This window comes from Bacillus sp. BML-BC051 (assembly GCF_019656175.1).
Classification (GTDB): domain Bacteria; phylum Bacillota; class Bacilli; order Bacillales; family Bacillaceae_G; genus Bacillus_A; species Bacillus_A mobilis.
Map to the genome: position 1 here is coordinate 1 of NZ_BPLI01000070.1, position 15,133 is coordinate 15,133.

Annotated in this window: 16 protein-coding genes, 1 tRNA gene, 2 rRNA genes, 1 other RNA gene and 1 other annotated feature; of the genes, 16 read left to right on the forward strand and 4 right to left on the reverse strand. The window is 37.3% G+C overall.

Annotated elements, in window-relative coordinates:
- The first annotated feature begins 50 nt into the window (after positions 1-50).
- Positions 51-166, forward strand: a 5S ribosomal RNA gene (gene rrf / locus K5S59_RS24125).
- A gap of 34 nt (positions 167-200) precedes the next feature.
- On the opposite strand, the gene K5S59_RS24130 is transcribed toward rrf, so the two are convergent.
- Positions 201-1,202: a YaaC family protein gene (locus tag K5S59_RS24130; RefSeq protein WP_000554252.1), complete on the reverse strand. Its 1,002-nt coding sequence runs from the start codon at positions 1,200-1,202 to the stop codon at positions 201-203.
- 115 nt (positions 1,203-1,317) lie between these two features.
- Here K5S59_RS24130 and guaB point away from each other — a divergent pair, with 115 nt between their 5' ends.
- The 7 genes from guaB to K5S59_RS24165 all read left to right on the forward strand — a co-directional run bounded on the left by guaB (position 1,318) and on the right by K5S59_RS24165 (position 8,269).
- Positions 1,318-2,781: an IMP dehydrogenase gene (gene guaB, locus K5S59_RS24135; RefSeq protein ID WP_000264076.1), complete on the forward strand. Its 1,464-nt coding sequence runs from the start codon at positions 1,318-1,320 to the stop codon at positions 2,779-2,781.
- A gap of 113 nt (positions 2,782-2,894) precedes the next feature.
- Complete coding sequence (gene dacA / locus K5S59_RS24140) at positions 2,895-4,202, forward strand: D-alanyl-D-alanine carboxypeptidase DacA (RefSeq protein ID WP_162937150.1); 1,308 nt, start codon at positions 2,895-2,897, stop codon at positions 4,200-4,202.
- A 161-nt stretch (positions 4,203-4,363) separates the two neighbouring features.
- Positions 4,364-5,251, forward strand: a complete 888-nt coding sequence (gene pdxS, locus K5S59_RS24145) for a pyridoxal 5'-phosphate synthase lyase subunit PdxS (protein ID WP_000186157.1) — start codon at positions 4,364-4,366, stop codon at positions 5,249-5,251.
- A gap of 18 nt (positions 5,252-5,269) precedes the next feature.
- The gene (gene pdxT, locus K5S59_RS24150) at positions 5,270-5,860 is read left to right on the forward strand and encodes a pyridoxal 5'-phosphate synthase glutaminase subunit PdxT (RefSeq protein WP_000238772.1); all 591 of its coding nucleotides are present in this window, start codon (positions 5,270-5,272) and stop codon (positions 5,858-5,860) included.
- Positions 5,861-5,914: 54 nt separating this feature from the next.
- Positions 5,915-6,136: a binding site (T-box leader), on the forward strand.
- Between the two features lie 51 nt (positions 6,137-6,187).
- Positions 6,188-7,462 (forward strand): serine--tRNA ligase, encoded by a 1,275-nt coding sequence (serS, locus tag K5S59_RS24155; RefSeq protein ID WP_000884184.1) that lies wholly within the window; start codon positions 6,188-6,190, stop codon positions 7,460-7,462.
- 154 nt (positions 7,463-7,616) lie between these two features.
- Positions 7,617-7,709: transfer RNA gene (locus tag K5S59_RS24160), tRNA-Ser, on the forward strand.
- Positions 7,710-7,876: 167 nt separating this feature from the next.
- Complete coding sequence (locus tag K5S59_RS24165; protein WP_002070111.1) at positions 7,877-8,269, forward strand: sigma factor-like helix-turn-helix DNA-binding protein; 393 nt, start codon at positions 7,877-7,879, stop codon at positions 8,267-8,269.
- A gap of 35 nt (positions 8,270-8,304) precedes the next feature.
- Here K5S59_RS24165 and K5S59_RS24170 read toward each other — a convergent pair whose 3' ends face one another.
- The 3 genes from K5S59_RS24170 to K5S59_RS24180 all read right to left on the reverse strand — a co-directional run bounded on the left by K5S59_RS24170 (position 8,305) and on the right by K5S59_RS24180 (position 10,276).
- The gene (locus K5S59_RS24170; protein WP_001053590.1) at positions 8,305-8,973 is read right to left on the reverse strand and encodes a deoxynucleoside kinase; all 669 of its coding nucleotides are present in this window, start codon (positions 8,971-8,973) and stop codon (positions 8,305-8,307) included.
- A 2-nt stretch (positions 8,974-8,975) separates the two neighbouring features.
- On the reverse strand, positions 8,976-9,611 hold the full coding sequence (locus K5S59_RS24175) for a deoxynucleoside kinase (protein ID WP_000148216.1): 636 nt from the start codon (positions 9,609-9,611) through the stop codon (positions 8,976-8,978).
- 125 nt (positions 9,612-9,736) lie between these two features.
- Positions 9,737-10,276 (reverse strand): cysteine hydrolase family protein, encoded by a 540-nt coding sequence (locus tag K5S59_RS24180; protein ID WP_000798742.1) that lies wholly within the window; start codon positions 10,274-10,276, stop codon positions 9,737-9,739.
- Positions 10,277-10,383: 107 nt separating this feature from the next.
- On the opposite strand from K5S59_RS24180, the gene tadA reads away from it, so the two are divergent.
- The 8 genes from tadA to K5S59_RS24220 form a co-directional block, all read left to right on the forward strand.
- Positions 10,384-10,884: a tRNA adenosine(34) deaminase TadA gene (gene tadA / locus K5S59_RS24185; protein ID WP_000399501.1), complete on the forward strand. Its 501-nt coding sequence runs from the start codon at positions 10,384-10,386 to the stop codon at positions 10,882-10,884.
- A gap of 79 nt (positions 10,885-10,963) precedes the next feature.
- Positions 10,964-11,228: signal recognition particle sRNA large type (gene ffs, locus K5S59_RS24190), an RNA gene on the forward strand.
- 132 nt (positions 11,229-11,360) lie between these two features.
- Positions 11,361-13,049, forward strand: coding sequence for a DNA polymerase III subunit gamma/tau (gene dnaX, locus K5S59_RS24195; protein ID WP_000121578.1), 1,689 nt, complete (start codon positions 11,361-11,363; stop codon positions 13,047-13,049).
- A 25-nt stretch (positions 13,050-13,074) separates the two neighbouring features.
- On the forward strand, positions 13,075-13,401 hold the full coding sequence (locus tag K5S59_RS24200; protein WP_170930109.1) for a YbaB/EbfC family nucleoid-associated protein: 327 nt from the start codon (positions 13,075-13,077) through the stop codon (positions 13,399-13,401).
- A 14-nt stretch (positions 13,402-13,415) separates the two neighbouring features.
- Entirely contained in the window at positions 13,416-14,012 is a 597-nt protein-coding gene (recR, locus tag K5S59_RS24205) for a recombination protein RecR (protein ID WP_000559170.1), read from the forward strand.
- A 14-nt stretch (positions 14,013-14,026) separates the two neighbouring features.
- Positions 14,027-14,248, forward strand: a complete 222-nt coding sequence (locus K5S59_RS24210) for a YaaL family protein (protein ID WP_000466019.1) — start codon at positions 14,027-14,029, stop codon at positions 14,246-14,248.
- Positions 14,249-14,463: 215 nt separating this feature from the next.
- Entirely contained in the window at positions 14,464-14,733 is a 270-nt protein-coding gene (locus K5S59_RS24215; RefSeq protein WP_001089287.1) for a pro-sigmaK processing inhibitor BofA family protein, read from the forward strand.
- A gap of 219 nt (positions 14,734-14,952) precedes the next feature.
- Positions 14,953-15,133, forward strand: a 16S ribosomal RNA gene (locus tag K5S59_RS24220); the annotation flags it as partial.

The following is a 15,133-nucleotide window of genomic DNA, read 5'->3' on the forward strand; positions in this document are numbered from 1 at the left end:
TATAATATGTAGCAAATGTTATCTAGTTTTGAAGGAATATGCCTTCATAGTTTGGTGATGATGGCAGAGAGGTCACACCCGTTCCCATACCGAACACGGAAGTTAAGCTCTCTAGCGCCGATGGTAGTTGGGACCTTGTCCCTGTGAGAGTAGGACGTCGCCAAGCAATTAAAAACACAAGTCTTTTGACTTGTGTTTTTTTATTTCCCATGAAATAGGATCGGTTCTGTTAGTAAAAAAGACGAAATATAGTAAGGGATTTTTTGGGCGGAAATAGTAAGGAATTGATAAATAAATGGATAATCTTCAGAGCCATAGCTCCCAAGTAAATCATACCACCAATCTGTTTCATATCTAGAAATCATACTTAAATTGTAGAGCAATAAATAATGAACAAGAAGTTCAGGTAATACAGGTTTAGGATTTCTTGGGTCAGCTGGAATTGGTAAGTAATAAGTATCAGCAAGATATTCGTAGTATAAAGGCGTACTATATATAGGGTTCCACGACTGGATAGGAGCTGTAAAGAGCAAATTCGATCCGCTCGTTTTCCCGGAGACATGTTGTATGGATAAATGCTTACAAGTTGATTCAATGTAACGTGAAAATCTTTCGGTAGTCATATGAAGTCGATCTAGTATGTTGACCGAAAAGGAAAGTTCATTTGTATTTGTTGAATCGATTTTATATAAAGAGCCCCCTCTTTGACTGTAGCGAAATAAATTTTGTAATTCAGGAATATTTCCCATTAGATCCAACATGTTAAACTTCTCTGCTTCTAAGTGTTTCATGTGAAACAGCTGTTCTGCAACATGAGTAAATAATCCGTTTTTTTGTACCTTTACCTCATCTTCTAAAAATTGATATCCCTGTTTTTTTCGTTTGCGAGTTGTAACACCATGAGCTAAAACAGTAGTGGATTCTGGATAGTTCGGATCAATAGTTAGTAAGCAGGCTTTAAAAAGTTGGCTCATTCCATAAAACAATAACATTGGCTGAATCGAAAAGGGGGCTACCTTATATAATTCATAATAGTTTTTCCCGTGTTCTAAGTAATAAATAAAGGGATAACAATTTTCGAAACTTTTTTTTTCAGCATCTTGTATAGAGAATTTTTCATAACAACGGGCAAGATAACGTTGTACATTTTGAGATGAAAAGAAGAAACTTAGTTGCTGCCAAGTACAATGTGTTTGATGCATATATTACGCTCCTTTTATTGTCTAAAAATTCTAACATATATATACGTCCTTGACAGTATTTTAACCAATTGATAAGCTACTAATAATAATTTCTGGTATCATGGGGGGAACAATTATGTGGGAATCTAAATTTGTTAAAGAAGGTTTGACTTTTGATGACGTATTACTTGTACCAGCAAAGTCAGATGTACTACCAAGAGAAGTAAGTGTTAAAACAGTTTTATCTGAAAGCTTACAGTTAAATATCCCGTTAATTAGTGCAGGAATGGATACAGTAACAGAAGCTGATATGGCTATTGCAATGGCTCGTCAAGGCGGTTTAGGAATTATTCATAAAAACATGTCTATTGAACAACAAGCGGAGCAGGTTGATAAAGTAAAACGTTCTGAAAGTGGTGTTATCTCAGATCCTTTCTTCTTAACTCCAGAACATCAAGTATATGATGCAGAGCATCTTATGGGAAAATACCGTATCTCAGGTGTACCGGTTGTAAATAATTTAGACGAGCGAAAATTAGTTGGTATTATTACAAACCGTGATATGCGTTTTATCCAAGACTACTCAATCAAAATTTCCGACGTAATGACAAAAGAAAAGCTAATTACAGCTCCAGTTGGTACAACGCTGGAAGAAGCTGAAAAGATCCTACAAAAGTATAAAATTGAAAAACTCCCTCTTGTTGATAACAACGGTGTATTACAAGGGCTTATTACAATAAAAGATATTGAAAAAGTAATTGAATTCCCAAATTCTGCGAAGGATAAGCAAGGACGCTTATTAGTTGGAGCAGCGGTTGGTGTAACGGCTGATGCTATGCTTCGTATCGACGCATTAGTAAAAGCTAGCGTAGATGCAATCGTACTTGATACAGCTCATGGACATTCTCAAGGTGTTATTGATAAGGTAAAAGAAGTTCGTGCGAAATATCCATCACTAAATATTATCGCTGGAAATGTTGCTACTGCTGAAGCAACGAAAGCATTAATTGAAGCAGGTGCAAACGTAGTTAAAGTTGGTATTGGACCAGGCTCTATCTGTACGACACGTGTTGTAGCTGGCGTGGGTGTACCACAATTAACAGCAGTTTATGATTGTGCAACAGAGGCTCGTAAACACGGTATTCCAGTTATTGCTGATGGTGGTGTTAAGTACTCTGGTGACATGGTAAAAGCTTTAGCAGCAGGAGCACACGTTGTTATGCTAGGTAGTATGTTTGCTGGTGTTGCTGAAAGCCCTGGAGAAACTGAAATTTACCAAGGTCGTCAATTTAAAGTATATCGTGGTATGGGTTCTGTCGGAGCGATGGAAAAAGGAAGTAAAGACCGTTACTTCCAAGAAGGAAATAAGAAACTTGTTCCAGAAGGTATTGAAGGCCGTGTACCATATAAAGGGCCTTTAGCAGATACAGTTCATCAATTAGTTGGTGGATTACGTGCCGGTATGGGATATTGCGGAGCGCAGAATTTAGAATTCTTACGTGAGAATGCACAATTCATTCGTATGTCAGGTGCTGGTTTACGTGAAAGCCACCCTCATCATGTACAAATTACAAAAGAGGCTCCAAACTACTCATTATAATGTCTTATATACAAATAGACAGAGATTTGATATCTCTGTCTATTTTTTTTTGATTATGTTAGAATAACGGTTATGTGAGTACATAGATATTGGGGGTAGCAAAAGTGAAAGGAATGTTTTGCAAAAGATTCATTGCTTTATTAACAATGCTTACACTAGCTTGTAGTATGTTGTTACCATATAGCAATGCATCAGCAGAAACAGGATCTGCTTTAAACATTGAAGCAGGTGCAGCAATTTTAGTTGAAGCGAATTCTGGGAAAATTTTATATCAAAAGAATGCAGATGAATTATTATCAATTGCTAGTATGACAAAGATGATGAGTGAATATTTAGTTCATGAAGCAGTGGCTAAAGGAAAACTTAAGTGGGATCAAAAAATTAAGGTTTCTGAATATGCGTATAAAGTTTCACAAGATGCTTCTTTATCAAATGTTGCATTAGAAAAAGGTGGAATTTATACAGTAAAAGAGTTATATGAAGCAATGGCAATCTTTTCTGCAAATGGTGCAACAATTGCATTAGCAGAAGCAATTGCAGGTAAAGAAGTAGACTTCGTAAAAATGATGAATGATAAATCGAAAGAACTAGGGTTGAAAAATTATAAATTTGTCAATTCTACAGGTTTAACGAATAAAGATTTAAAGGGAATGCATCCTGAAGGAACAACAGCGGATGAAGAAAATAAAATGTCTGCAAAGGATGTTGCAACTTTAGCACAACATTTAATTAAAGATTATCCAAAAGTGTTAGATACAGCAAAAATCCCGAAAAAAGAATTCCGTCCAGAAAAAGAGAAGTTTGCAATGTCGAACTGGAACTGGATGTTAAAGGGCTTAGTGAAAGAATATGATGGCGTAGATGGCCTGAAAACAGGCTCGACTCCAGAAGCAGGGGATTGCTTCACTGGTACGGTTGAAAGAAACGGAATGCGTTTTATTTCTGTAGTTATTAAAACAAGTTCTCATACAGCACGTTTTGATGAAACAAAGAAGCTATATGATTATGGATTTGCTAACTTTGAAATGAAGCAAATGTATAAAAAAGATTCTTCAGTAAAAGGACAAGAAACAGTACGAGTAGAAAATGCTAAAGATAAAGATGTAGCAGTTCAAACAAAACAAGCTGTTTCACTTCCAGTGCCTAAAGGAAGTAAAAATGTTTATAAAACAGAATTAAAAGAAGCAAGCAAGGGACAAGAAGCGCCGATTAAAAAGGGAGCTGCACTTGGCCAAATGGTAATCACACCAAAAGACGCGAATGATCCTGGATTTTTATCCGGTAAGTCATTACAAATAGATCTTGTAACAACATCTGCAGTAGAAGAAGCGAATTGGTTTACTCGTTCTATGCGTGGAATTGGTTCTTTCTTTAGTGGTATATGGAATAGTGCTGTTGATACAGTAAAAGGTTGGTTTTAAAAGCTCCTCATTGTAGGGGCTTTTTCTTATTCCTATTTTTCATACCGACTTTATGAAAAAGTAGTAGACAAGCATCTGATAGTTAGTGGTAGAATGTAAGAGTATTCTTAATTTTCGCCTTTAACGGGGAAAAGCAATTCACCTAGGGGGGTTTTTGTAACATGACAAATGTAACAGGGACAGAACGTGTAAAACGTGGAATGGCAGAAATGCAAAAAGGCGGCGTTATTATGGACGTAATTAACGCTGAACAAGCAAAAATTGCAGAAGAGGCAGGCGCAGTTGCCGTTATGGCACTAGAGCGTGTACCAGCAGATATTCGCGCAGCAGGTGGCGTTTCTCGTATGGCAGACCCAACAATCGTTGAAGAAGTTATGGGTGCAGTGTCAATTCCGGTTATGGCAAAATGCCGTATCGGTCACCTTGTAGAAGCACGTGTATTAGAATCATTAGGGGTAGACTATATCGATGAGAGTGAAGTATTAACTCCTGCTGATGAAGTATACCATTTAAATAAACGTGATTACACAGTTCCGTTTGTATGTGGTTGCCGTGATATCGGAGAAGCTGCACGTCGTATTGCAGAAGGTGCATCTATGCTTCGTACAAAAGGTGAACCAGGAACAGGAAACATTGTAGAGGCAGTGCGTCATATGCGCCAAGTCAATGCAGAAATCCGTCAAGTTGCAAGTCTACGTGAAGATGAGTTAATGACATATGCAAAAAATACTGGTGCTCCTTATGAAGTACTACTTGAAATTAAACGCCTTGGCCGTTTGCCAGTTGTAAACTTCGCAGCAGGTGGTGTAGCAACACCAGCAGATGCAGCGTTAATGATGCAACTTGGTGCGGATGGTGTATTTGTTGGATCTGGTATCTTCAAATCAGAAAATCCAGAGAAATTTGCACGCGCAATCGTTGAAGCGACGACTCATTATGAGGATTACGAACTAATTGCAAGCCTTTCTAAAGGATTAGGTAATGCAATGAAAGGTATCGAAATTTCAACATTATTACCAGAACAACGCATGCAAGAGCGTGGATGGTAATTGAAGGAGAACTTTAAAATGGTGAAAATCGGTGTACTAGGTCTTCAAGGTGCAGTTCGTGAGCATATAAAGTCAGTTGAAGCAAGTGGTGCAGAAGCTGTTGTTGTAAAGCGTATAGAGCAACTTGAAGAGATTGATGGTCTTATTTTACCAGGCGGTGAAAGTACAACAATGCGCCGTCTTATTGATAAGTATGCTTTCATGGAACCACTTCGTACATTCGCGAAGTCTGGTAAACCAATGTTTGGTACATGTGCAGGTATGATTCTTCTTGCAAAAACACTTATTGGCTATGAAGAAGCACATATTGGTGCTATGGATATTACAGTAGAGCGCAATGCGTTTGGACGCCAAAAAGATAGCTTTGAAGCTGCACTTTCAATTAAAGGTGTAGGAGAAGAATTTATTGGTGTATTTATCCGTGCTCCGTATGTTGTAAATGTAGCTGATGATGTTGAAGTACTTTCTACACATGGTGACCGAATGGTAGCGGTAAAACAAAATCAGTTTTTAGCTGCTTCGTTCCATCCAGAATTAACGGATGATCATCGTGTGACAGCATACTTTGTAGAAATGGTAAAAGAAGCGAAAATGAAAAAAGTTGTATAAGTAACTTGCAACTTGTATAAGATTATAGTAAATTGATGGTAACAATTTTATAAAATAAGCGTGTTGATAGGAAGTAGTAACAAATGCCGTTTCTTATAGAGAGTCGATGGTTGGTGGAAATCGATAGAAACAGTTTGTGAATCCATCCTGGAATGGAATGTGGAATATCTTTATGATTAGTAAACATTCCCGGTGAAGAGCCGTTATTTCTACTTGAGAGGAAGGCGGTAATGCTTTCAACTAGGGTGGCAACGCGGGTTAACTCCCGTCCCTTTATATAGGGACGGGAGTTTTTTGTGTTTTATAAAATAAAAGGAGGAGTATATAATGCTTGATATTAAATTTTTACGTACAAATTTTGAAGAAGTAAAAGCAAAATTACAGCATAGAGGCGAAGATTTAACTGATTTTGGTCGCTTTGAAGAGCTGGATACGAGAAGAAGAGAATTACTTGTTCAAACAGAGGAACTAAAAAGTAAACGTAACGAAGTATCTCAACAAATCTCTGTATTGAAGCGCGAAAAGAAAGATGCAGAAGCTCTAATTCTAGAAATGCGTGAAGTTGGAGAAAAAGTAAAAGATCTTGATAATGAACTTCGTACAGTTGAAGAAGATTTAGAAAGATTAATGTTATCTATTCCAAATATCCCTCATGAATCTGCTCCAGTTGGTGAAACAGAAGATGATAATGTAGTAGCACGTACTTGGGGAGAAGTGAAAGAATTTGCTTATGAACCAAAACCACATTGGGATCTTGCTACAGATTTAGGAATTTTAGATTTTGAGCGTGCTGGAAAAGTAACAGGAAGCCGCTTCGTATTCTATAAAGGTGCTGGCGCGAGATTAGAGCGTGCTTTAATTAGCTTTATGCTGGATCTTCATACTGATGAGCACGGATACGAAGAAGTGTTACCTCCGTATATGGTAAACCGTGCAAGTATGACAGGAACAGGACAACTTCCGAAATTTGAAGAAGATGCATTCCGTATTGAAAGTGAAGATTACTTCTTAATTCCAACAGCTGAAGTACCTGTAACGAATATGCACCGTGATGAAATCTTAAATAAAGAGCAATTGCCTATACGATATGCTGCATTTAGCTCTTGTTTCCGTTCTGAAGCAGGTTCAGCTGGCCGTGATACACGTGGCTTAATTCGTCAGCATCAGTTCAACAAAGTAGAGCTTGTAAAATTCGTAAAACCAGAAGATTCTTATGAAGAGTTAGAAAAACTAACAAATGATGCAGAACGCGTGTTACAATTATTAGAGTTGCCATATCGCGTTATGAGCATGTGCACAGGCGATTTAGGATTTACAGCAGCGAAGAAATACGATATCGAAGTATGGATTCCAAGCTATGGCACATATCGTGAGATTTCTTCTTGTAGTAATTTTGAGGCTTTCCAAGCGAGACGTGCAAATATCCGTTTCCGTCGTGAGCCAAACGGAAAACCAGAACATGTTCATACATTAAATGGATCTGGTCTTGCAATTGGACGTACGGTTGCAGCTATTTTAGAGAACTACCAACAAGAAGATGGTACAATTATAATTCCAGAAGTTCTTCGCCCTTATATGGGAGGAAAAACAGTTATTAAGTAAATGTAAACATTCATCGGTATGAGTGATTGGTAATTATGAGCGTTGTCAGTACTATAATGTAGGAGAGGAAAAGTAAAATTTTCCTTTCCTCATAATTTATTTTAGTAGGGTTGACTAACTGTTTTTCTTTTGATATTATATTTGATGTCAATATGGAGGTATACCCAAGTCTGGCTGAAGGGATCGGTCTTGAAAACCGACAGGCGGCGAGAGTCGCGCGGGGGTTCGAATCCCTCTACCTCCTCCAGATATAATTGACAACAGCGCATATAAGTGGAGATTGGAGAACTCGTTACCAACACGTAACGAGTTTTTATTTTAAAACCAATCATAAAGTATGGTGTAAGGAGATTTTTCTCCTTATTACACACTCATATTCCGATGATTATCTTCATAGATATGAAAGGAGTCAACATGGATCTTATTATACAAACGTTTCCTTTAGATGGAAAAACTTTATATTATGTACAATGTCCTGTCTGTAAGAACAATAGAATTTTAAACAGTGGTGCAAATGTGTCACGCATTATAAGCGATGATACATTCCGTAAACTTTGTGGTTGCACTTGTGATGTAAAGCAAACTGCGGCAAAAGTAGAGGCGCCGAAAAAAGTTGAAAAAGAAGCTGTAAAGAAAGAAGCAGCTCCAAAACGTACAGGTAAAGTATTAACAGCAGTGATTAACGGGAAAGAAATGACTGTTAAAGAGATTGCTGAAACATACGATATTAGTACAAGTACTGTTCGTCAGCGTATTAATGCTGGAAAACCTGAGAGTGAAATTATTGCTCCGACAAAAAAGAAGTAATTTAATAGAAAAACCCGTGCGTATGCACGGGTTTTTTATTTTACAAGTTTACGTGTTTGTTTTAAAAAATGGCCAATTTTTTTAATGATTGGTTCAATCGAATCACCATCTTTTAAAATATCGTATTCATTAATGTTTAATCGTAAAACAGGGCATGCATTAAAGTTATTAATCCAGTTTTCGTAACGGCCGTGCATCTCTTTCCAATACTCAATTGGTGTTTGTTGTTCCATCGGACGTCCGCGTTCTTGGATACGATCAACAATATCATCGAAAGAACCTTCTAAGTAAATTAATAAATCAGGATGAGGGAAGTAAGGAGTCATGACCATAGCGTCAAATAAACCTTTGTATGTTTCATAATCAGTTTCCGTCATTGTACCTTTTTCATGATGCATCTTTGCAAAAATGCCAGTGTCTTCATAGATAGAGCGATCTTGAACAAAACCGCCACCGTATTCAAAAATTCTTTTTTGTTCTTTAAATCGTTCTGCTAAAAAGTACACTTGCAAGTGAAAGCTCCAGCGTGTGAAATCAGCATAGAACTTGTCCAAATACGGGTTAGAGTCTACCTTTTCAAATGATGTGCGATAGCCTAAACCGTTAGCTAATGCAGTTGTCATAGTTGATTTACCGACACCTACTGTTCCAGCAATAGTGATTACTGCGTCATTGGGTATATCATATTTTTGCCTTAAATTCATTATTATTTCGACTCCTTTAAGAGAGTATTTTGAAGGGCAGATAGGATAACGTTTAAATCATCAGGATTTTTTACAAAATCCATATCGTCTCCGTTAAATTTCAATACTGGGATGTCTGGATGGTCCTTTTTAAACGTATCCATTGCAGTTTCATAATCTTTTGTGAGCTGTAGTAAGTAATTTGGATCCATATTTTTTTCGAATTCTCTTCCGCGCTTTGCAATTCGTGCTTGTAATGTTTCCAAACTAGCCGTTAAATAAACGATTACGTTTGGTACAGGCATATCTTGTGTAAGGATACGATAGATTTGCATGTACTTATCGTATTGAGAATCTTTTAATGTACGGGATGCGAAAATTAGATTTTTAAATATGTGATAATCTGCTACCACTGGCTTCCTTTGATTCAAATACTTTATGTTAATATCTTCTAATTGTTTGTATCTATTACAAAGAAAGAACATCTCTGTTTGAAAACTCCATTCGTCGATGTCTTCATAGAACTTTCCTAAAAAAGGGTTTTCATCAACAATCTCTTTTAGTAAGTGGAGTTGCATGTGAGTTGAAATTTCCTTCGCAAGTGAAGTTTTTCCAACACCAATTGGTCCTTCAACCGTGATAAATGGTACTCCGGTCACGCTGTTTCCTCCTTTCAATCAGTGATTTACCGTGACTACTAAAAACACAAAACAGAATTATTGTAGCACAAGAGGGAAGCGAGCGGGTTAATTTGATATAAAAAGTTAGAAAATAGATATATGTATTAATTAATTTTTATTTGAGATGACGGTACTATATTTGCCTTTAATGTGGCTTCCATTATTTTTAAAGCATGTAAGTTATCCTGATCATGATTAGAGGCGATACAGTCCTGTGGTACATACAGTGTATAATTTCTCATATGAGCATCGTTAGCTGTAAAGAGGATACATATATTCCCTGCGACTCCTGTTAATATGAGATTTTCTATTTTTAAATAGCCTAATAAAGAATTTAAAGGTGTTTCATAAAAAGCAGAGTAATGTGGTTTAATAAAAATGTAATCATCGGAATTTGGGGCAATCTTATGAATGATATCTTCACTATACTCATTTGTACAATGAGTAATTAGTTGGTCAATATCAGATCTCCAAAGTTGATAATGGTCATTAACATAAATTATGGGATAGCCAAAGGATTTCATTGTTTTCTTTAATTGTAAAATAGGGTTTGTTATAATTTCGCATTTTTTGGCTAGGGTGGGCCCGTGTGAAAATTGAAAGTCATTAATCATATCGATAATGAGTAAGGCAGTATTCTTCATATGCAATCCCCTCTCTTTTTTATTAGGGTGGATTGAATTTGTAAAAGTTATCCCATGTGTAGTAAATGGAAATTAGTGTACGTTATTTGTAATGAAAGGACTATGGTATGGAACACGATCAAGATATTTATTTTATGCAGTTAGCGATAGAAGAGGCTAAAAAGGCAGAGGCAATACAAGAAGTACCGATTGGTGCAGTTATAGTGTTAAATGGTGAAGTAATTAGTGTCGCTCATAATTTAAGGGAAACTGAGCAAAGATCAATAGCTCACGCTGAGTTATTAGCTATTGATGAGGCATGCAAAAAATTAGGGACATGGCGCTTAGAAGATGCGACATTATATGTAACATTAGAGCCTTGTCCGATGTGTGCGGGTGGAATTGTTTTATCACGAGTGAAGCGAGTTGTATATGGTGCAAGTGATCCGAAAGGTGGATGTGCAGGGACATTGATGAATCTTTTAACGGATGAACGCTTTAATCATCAATGTGAAGTAGTGGCTGGTGTATTAGAAAAAGAATGCGGTACGTTGTTAACAAACTTTTTTAGAGAGCTTCGCAAAAAAAGAAAAGCGATCAAGAAATTAGAGAAAAGCAAAGAGAATTAACGTATTTGCATTTTATAAAAAAACAAGTTATACTGATAATGCCTTTAATGAAGGCAACCGAATATTGGTTTTAACTTTGCCGTGCTAAGCGGGGAGGTAGCGGTGCCCTATACTCGCAATCCGCTCTAGCGAGGCCGAATCCCTTCTCGAGGTTATGTTGCTGTAAGGTCTGCCTTAAGTAAGTGGTGTTGACGTTTGGGTCCTGCGCAACGGGACCCCGTGAACCTTGTCAGGTCCGGAAGGAAGCAGCAATAAGCGGGTCTTCTCGTGTGCCGCAGGAGTGCCTGAACCGAGCTAACTGCTTGAGTAACGCTTATGGTACGTAATCGACAGAAGGTGCACGGCAGTTATATATGTATACAAAACTCACCTTAATATTAAGGTGGGTTTTTTGTATAGAAAATAACTTTTGGAATCTATAAACAGAATGGGTTATAATAAATGAGATAATAACCTTTGAGGGAGGCCGTATTTTCGTGTCATACCAAGCGTTATACCGAACATGGAGACCGCAAAAGTTTGAAGATGTAGTTGGTCAAAAGCACGTGACAAAAACGTTGCAAAATGCCCTTCTTCAAGAGAAAGTTTCACATGCTTATTTATTTTCTGGGCCGAGGGGAACAGGAAAAACGACAATTGCAAAAGTATTTGCAAAAGCAATCAACTGTGAACATGCTCCGGTAGCTGAACCTTGTAATGAATGTCCTTCTTGTTTGGGGATTACACAAGGATCCATTTCAGATGTATTAGAAATTGATGCGGCTTCAAATAACGGTGTAGATGAAATTCGAGATATTAGAGATAAAGTAAAATATGCTCCAAGTGCTGTAGAATATAAAGTATACATTATTGATGAAGTCCACATGCTTTCCATGGGTGCCTTCAATGCGCTTTTAAAAACGTTAGAAGAGCCGCCAGGACATGTCATCTTTATTTTAGCGACAACAGAACCGCATAAGATTCCGCCTACAATCATTTCACGTTGCCAGCGTTTTGAATTTCGAAAAATATCAGTAAATGATATTGTTGAGAGATTATCGACGGTTGTGACGAATGAAGGTACGCAAGTAGAAGATGAGGCGTTACAAATTGTTGCACGTGCCGCTGAAGGTGGTATGCGTGATGCGCTGAGTCTTATTGATCAGGCGATATCTTATAGTGATGAGACAGTTACGACAGAAGATGTATTAGCTGTAACAGGTTCGGTTTCTCAACAATACTTAGGTAACTTAGTAGAATGTATACGTGAAAATGATGTATCAAGAGCATTACGTATCATAGATGAGATGATGGGGAAAGGGAAAGATCCAGTTCGCTTTATGGAGGATTTCATTTACTATTATCGCGATATGCTTTTATATCAAACTTCACCACAACTGGAACATATGTTGGAACGAGTAATGGTAGATGAGCAATTCCGGATGTTAAGTGAAGAGATGCAACCGGAAGTAATCTATGAAATCATTCATACTCTTAGTAAGGGACAACAGGAAATGAAGTGGACAAATCATCCGCGAATTTTCTTGGAAGTTGTTATGGTACAACTGTGTCAACAGTTTATGATGCAAGCGAACGGTGCAGATCGTTTACAAGCGATTATGAACAGGATGCAGCAATTGGAGAAAGAGTTAGAAGAGGTCAAAAAGAATGGTGTGCCTGCTGGTGTGCAGCAGGAAGTCAGAGAGACACGTGCAACACCAAAGCCAGTGCGAACAGGGAGTATGAAGATTCCTGTCGGGCGTGTAAATGAAGTGTTAAAGCAAGCGAAGCGTCAGGATTTAGAACAATTAAAAGCTGTGTGGGGTGAGTTGTTAGGAAGACTCAAAGCATACAACAAAGTAGCGTTTGCTGTTTTATTAGAAAATAGTGAACCAGTAGCAGCTTCAGATGATACTTACGTTTTAGCGTTTCAATATGAGATTCACTGTAAAATGGCAAGCGAGAATCGAGAAGCCATGGATACAGTGGAACAAGCTTTATTTGAATTGCTAAGTAAAAGATTAAATATGATTGCCATTCCAAAAAGTGAATGGGGTAAAATCCGTGAAGATTTTTTACAGCGTGAAGGTGGGAATGCTGAAGAAAGCCCAGAGAAAAAAGAAGATCCTCTTATAGAAGAGGCAGTAAAATTAGTAGGACAAGAACTGATTGAAATAAAAGAGTAATAATAATTAGGAGGAATTAATTATGATGCGTGGCGGAATGGGAAATATGAATAACATGATGAAACAAATGCAAAAGATGCAAAAAGATATGGCGAAAGCGCAAGAAGAACTTGGCGAAAAAACAGTTGAAGGTACAGCTGGTGGCGGTATGATCACAGTTATTGCAAATGGTCATAAGCAAATTCTTGAAGTGAAAGTTAAAGAAGAAGTTGTAGATCCAGAAGATATCGAAATGTTACAAGACTTAGTGTTAGCTGCAACAAATGATGCACTTAAAAAAGCTGATGAACTTTCAAATTCTACAATGGGTAAATTTACAAAAGGCTTAAACTTACCGGGTGGAATGTTCTAGGAGGATATTGATATATGCATTATCCAGAACCAATATCAAAACTAATTGATAGTTTTATGAAATTGCCAGGAATCGGACCGAAAACAGCGGTTCGATTGGCATTTTTCGTATTAGATATGAAAGAAGATGATGTGTTAGGTTTTGCAAAAGCACTTGTAAATGCGAAGCGAGATTTAGCATATTGTTCTGTATGCGGACATATTACTGACCGCGATCCTTGTTATATTTGTAATGATTCACATCGAGATCAATCGGTTGTTTGTGTTGTGCAGGAACCGAAAGATGTAATCGCAATGGAAAAGATGAAAGAGTATCAAGGTGTATATCATGTGTTACGTGGTGCGATTTCTCCAATGGAGGGAGTTGGACCAGAAGACATTAATATCCCACAACTTTTAAAGCGACTGCATGATGAAACGGTACAAGAAGTGATATTGGCAACAAACCCTAATATTGAAGGGGAAGCTACAGCGATGTATATATCCCGCCTCTTAAAGCCGACAGGTATTAAGGTAACTCGTATTGCACATGGTCTGCCAGTGGGTGGAGATTTAGAATATGCAGATGAAGTGACACTGTCGAAAGCGTTAGAAGGTCGTAGAGAAGTATAAGAGGAGAAACAAAAATGTTCTTTCAAAAAAAGGGTAAATTGCGCAAAGAGTATGATGATAAACTAATTGTACTATTAGAAAAGGTGAAGAATGAATGGTTACGTCAAAAGAGAATGGTTGAGCAAAGTGTGGAACCATCTCAAGATGTGATTTGTTCTTTGAAAATAGCAGAGGCAAAATATTTCTTCTTGTTAAAAGAAGCAAAACGTCGCCCTGTAAAAATGGAACAATGGTAAAAGGTTCTGCTGAAAAAGCAGAACCTTTTATTTTATTCGTTAAACATTTAGTGGTTATTTCGTTTGGAAAGAACGAATAGTGGTTTTTATGAAGGAAGTGTTGTCGAATAAAGGTGAACGAGATAAAACGACTGGAGTTATATGATACATGTTCTTTTTTATCGTCTTGTCCCATACAAATGAGTGTGTATAGGTCATTCATAAGGAGGGAGAAAATGAATTCTACAATTGTTATTGTTTGTATTCTTACTCTAGTTTTTATTTTTCTTGTTTTTGGTGTTTCTTCAAAGCCATTACGTTTTATAGGAAAAGCGCTTTTTCATGTTACTTTGGGAATAGCATTACTCTTTATCGTAAATGTTATAGGAACATATTTTGATTTTCATATTCCGATTAACTTGGGTACAGCAGCAATCACAAGTTTATTAGGTCTACCCGGTGTTGCTGCATTAGTGGTTATTAAGCTTTATATCATGCCAAGATAAAATTATTTTGGCATTTTTTTAAAAAGTGTTGACGAACAAATGATTAATATGATAAATTAATAAGCGTCGTCAGGAACGAAAGAAAAAAGTTGTTGACAGATTTAACGCAAAATGTTAAATTATAAAAGTCGCTGAAACGCGATGTTGAACTTTGAAAACTAAACGAAACAAACAACGTGAAACGTCAATTTTTATTTTTAGATGCTAGACAAACTAACTTTATTGGAGAGTTTGATCCTGGCTCAGGATGAACGCTGGCGGCGTGCCTAATACATGCAAGTCGAGCGAATGGATTGAGAGCTTGCTCTCAAGAAGTTAGCGGCGGACGGGTGAGTAACACGTGGGTAACCTGCCCATAAGACTGGGATAACTCCGGGAAACCGGGGCTAATACCGGATAA

Coding starts and splice junctions, on each gene's coding strand:
- K5S59_RS24130 (WP_000554252.1), bottom strand. CDS start 1,202: ATGCATCAAACACATTGTACTTGGCAGCAACTAAGTTTCTTCTTTTCA.
- guaB (WP_000264076.1), top strand. CDS start 1,318: ATGTGGGAATCTAAATTTGTTAAAGAAGGTTTGACTTTTGATGACGTA.
- dacA (WP_162937150.1), top strand. CDS start 2,895: ATGTTTTGCAAAAGATTCATTGCTTTATTAACAATGCTTACACTAGCT.
- pdxS (WP_000186157.1), top strand. CDS start 4,364: ATGACAAATGTAACAGGGACAGAACGTGTAAAACGTGGAATGGCAGAA.
- pdxT (WP_000238772.1), top strand. CDS start 5,270: ATGGTGAAAATCGGTGTACTAGGTCTTCAAGGTGCAGTTCGTGAGCAT.
- serS (WP_000884184.1), top strand. CDS start 6,188: ATGCTTGATATTAAATTTTTACGTACAAATTTTGAAGAAGTAAAAGCA.
- K5S59_RS24165 (WP_002070111.1), top strand. CDS start 7,877: ATGGATCTTATTATACAAACGTTTCCTTTAGATGGAAAAACTTTATAT.
- K5S59_RS24170 (WP_001053590.1), bottom strand. CDS start 8,973: ATGAATTTAAGGCAAAAATATGATATACCCAATGACGCAGTAATCACT.
- K5S59_RS24180 (WP_000798742.1), bottom strand. CDS start 10,276: ATGAAGAATACTGCCTTACTCATTATCGATATGATTAATGACTTTCAA.
- tadA (WP_000399501.1), top strand. CDS start 10,384: ATGGAACACGATCAAGATATTTATTTTATGCAGTTAGCGATAGAAGAG.
- K5S59_RS24200 (WP_170930109.1), top strand. CDS start 13,075: ATGCGTGGCGGAATGGGAAATATGAATAACATGATGAAACAAATGCAA.
- recR (WP_000559170.1), top strand. CDS start 13,416: ATGCATTATCCAGAACCAATATCAAAACTAATTGATAGTTTTATGAAA.
- K5S59_RS24210 (WP_000466019.1), top strand. CDS start 14,027: ATGTTCTTTCAAAAAAAGGGTAAATTGCGCAAAGAGTATGATGATAAA.
- K5S59_RS24215 (WP_001089287.1), top strand. CDS start 14,464: ATGAATTCTACAATTGTTATTGTTTGTATTCTTACTCTAGTTTTTATT.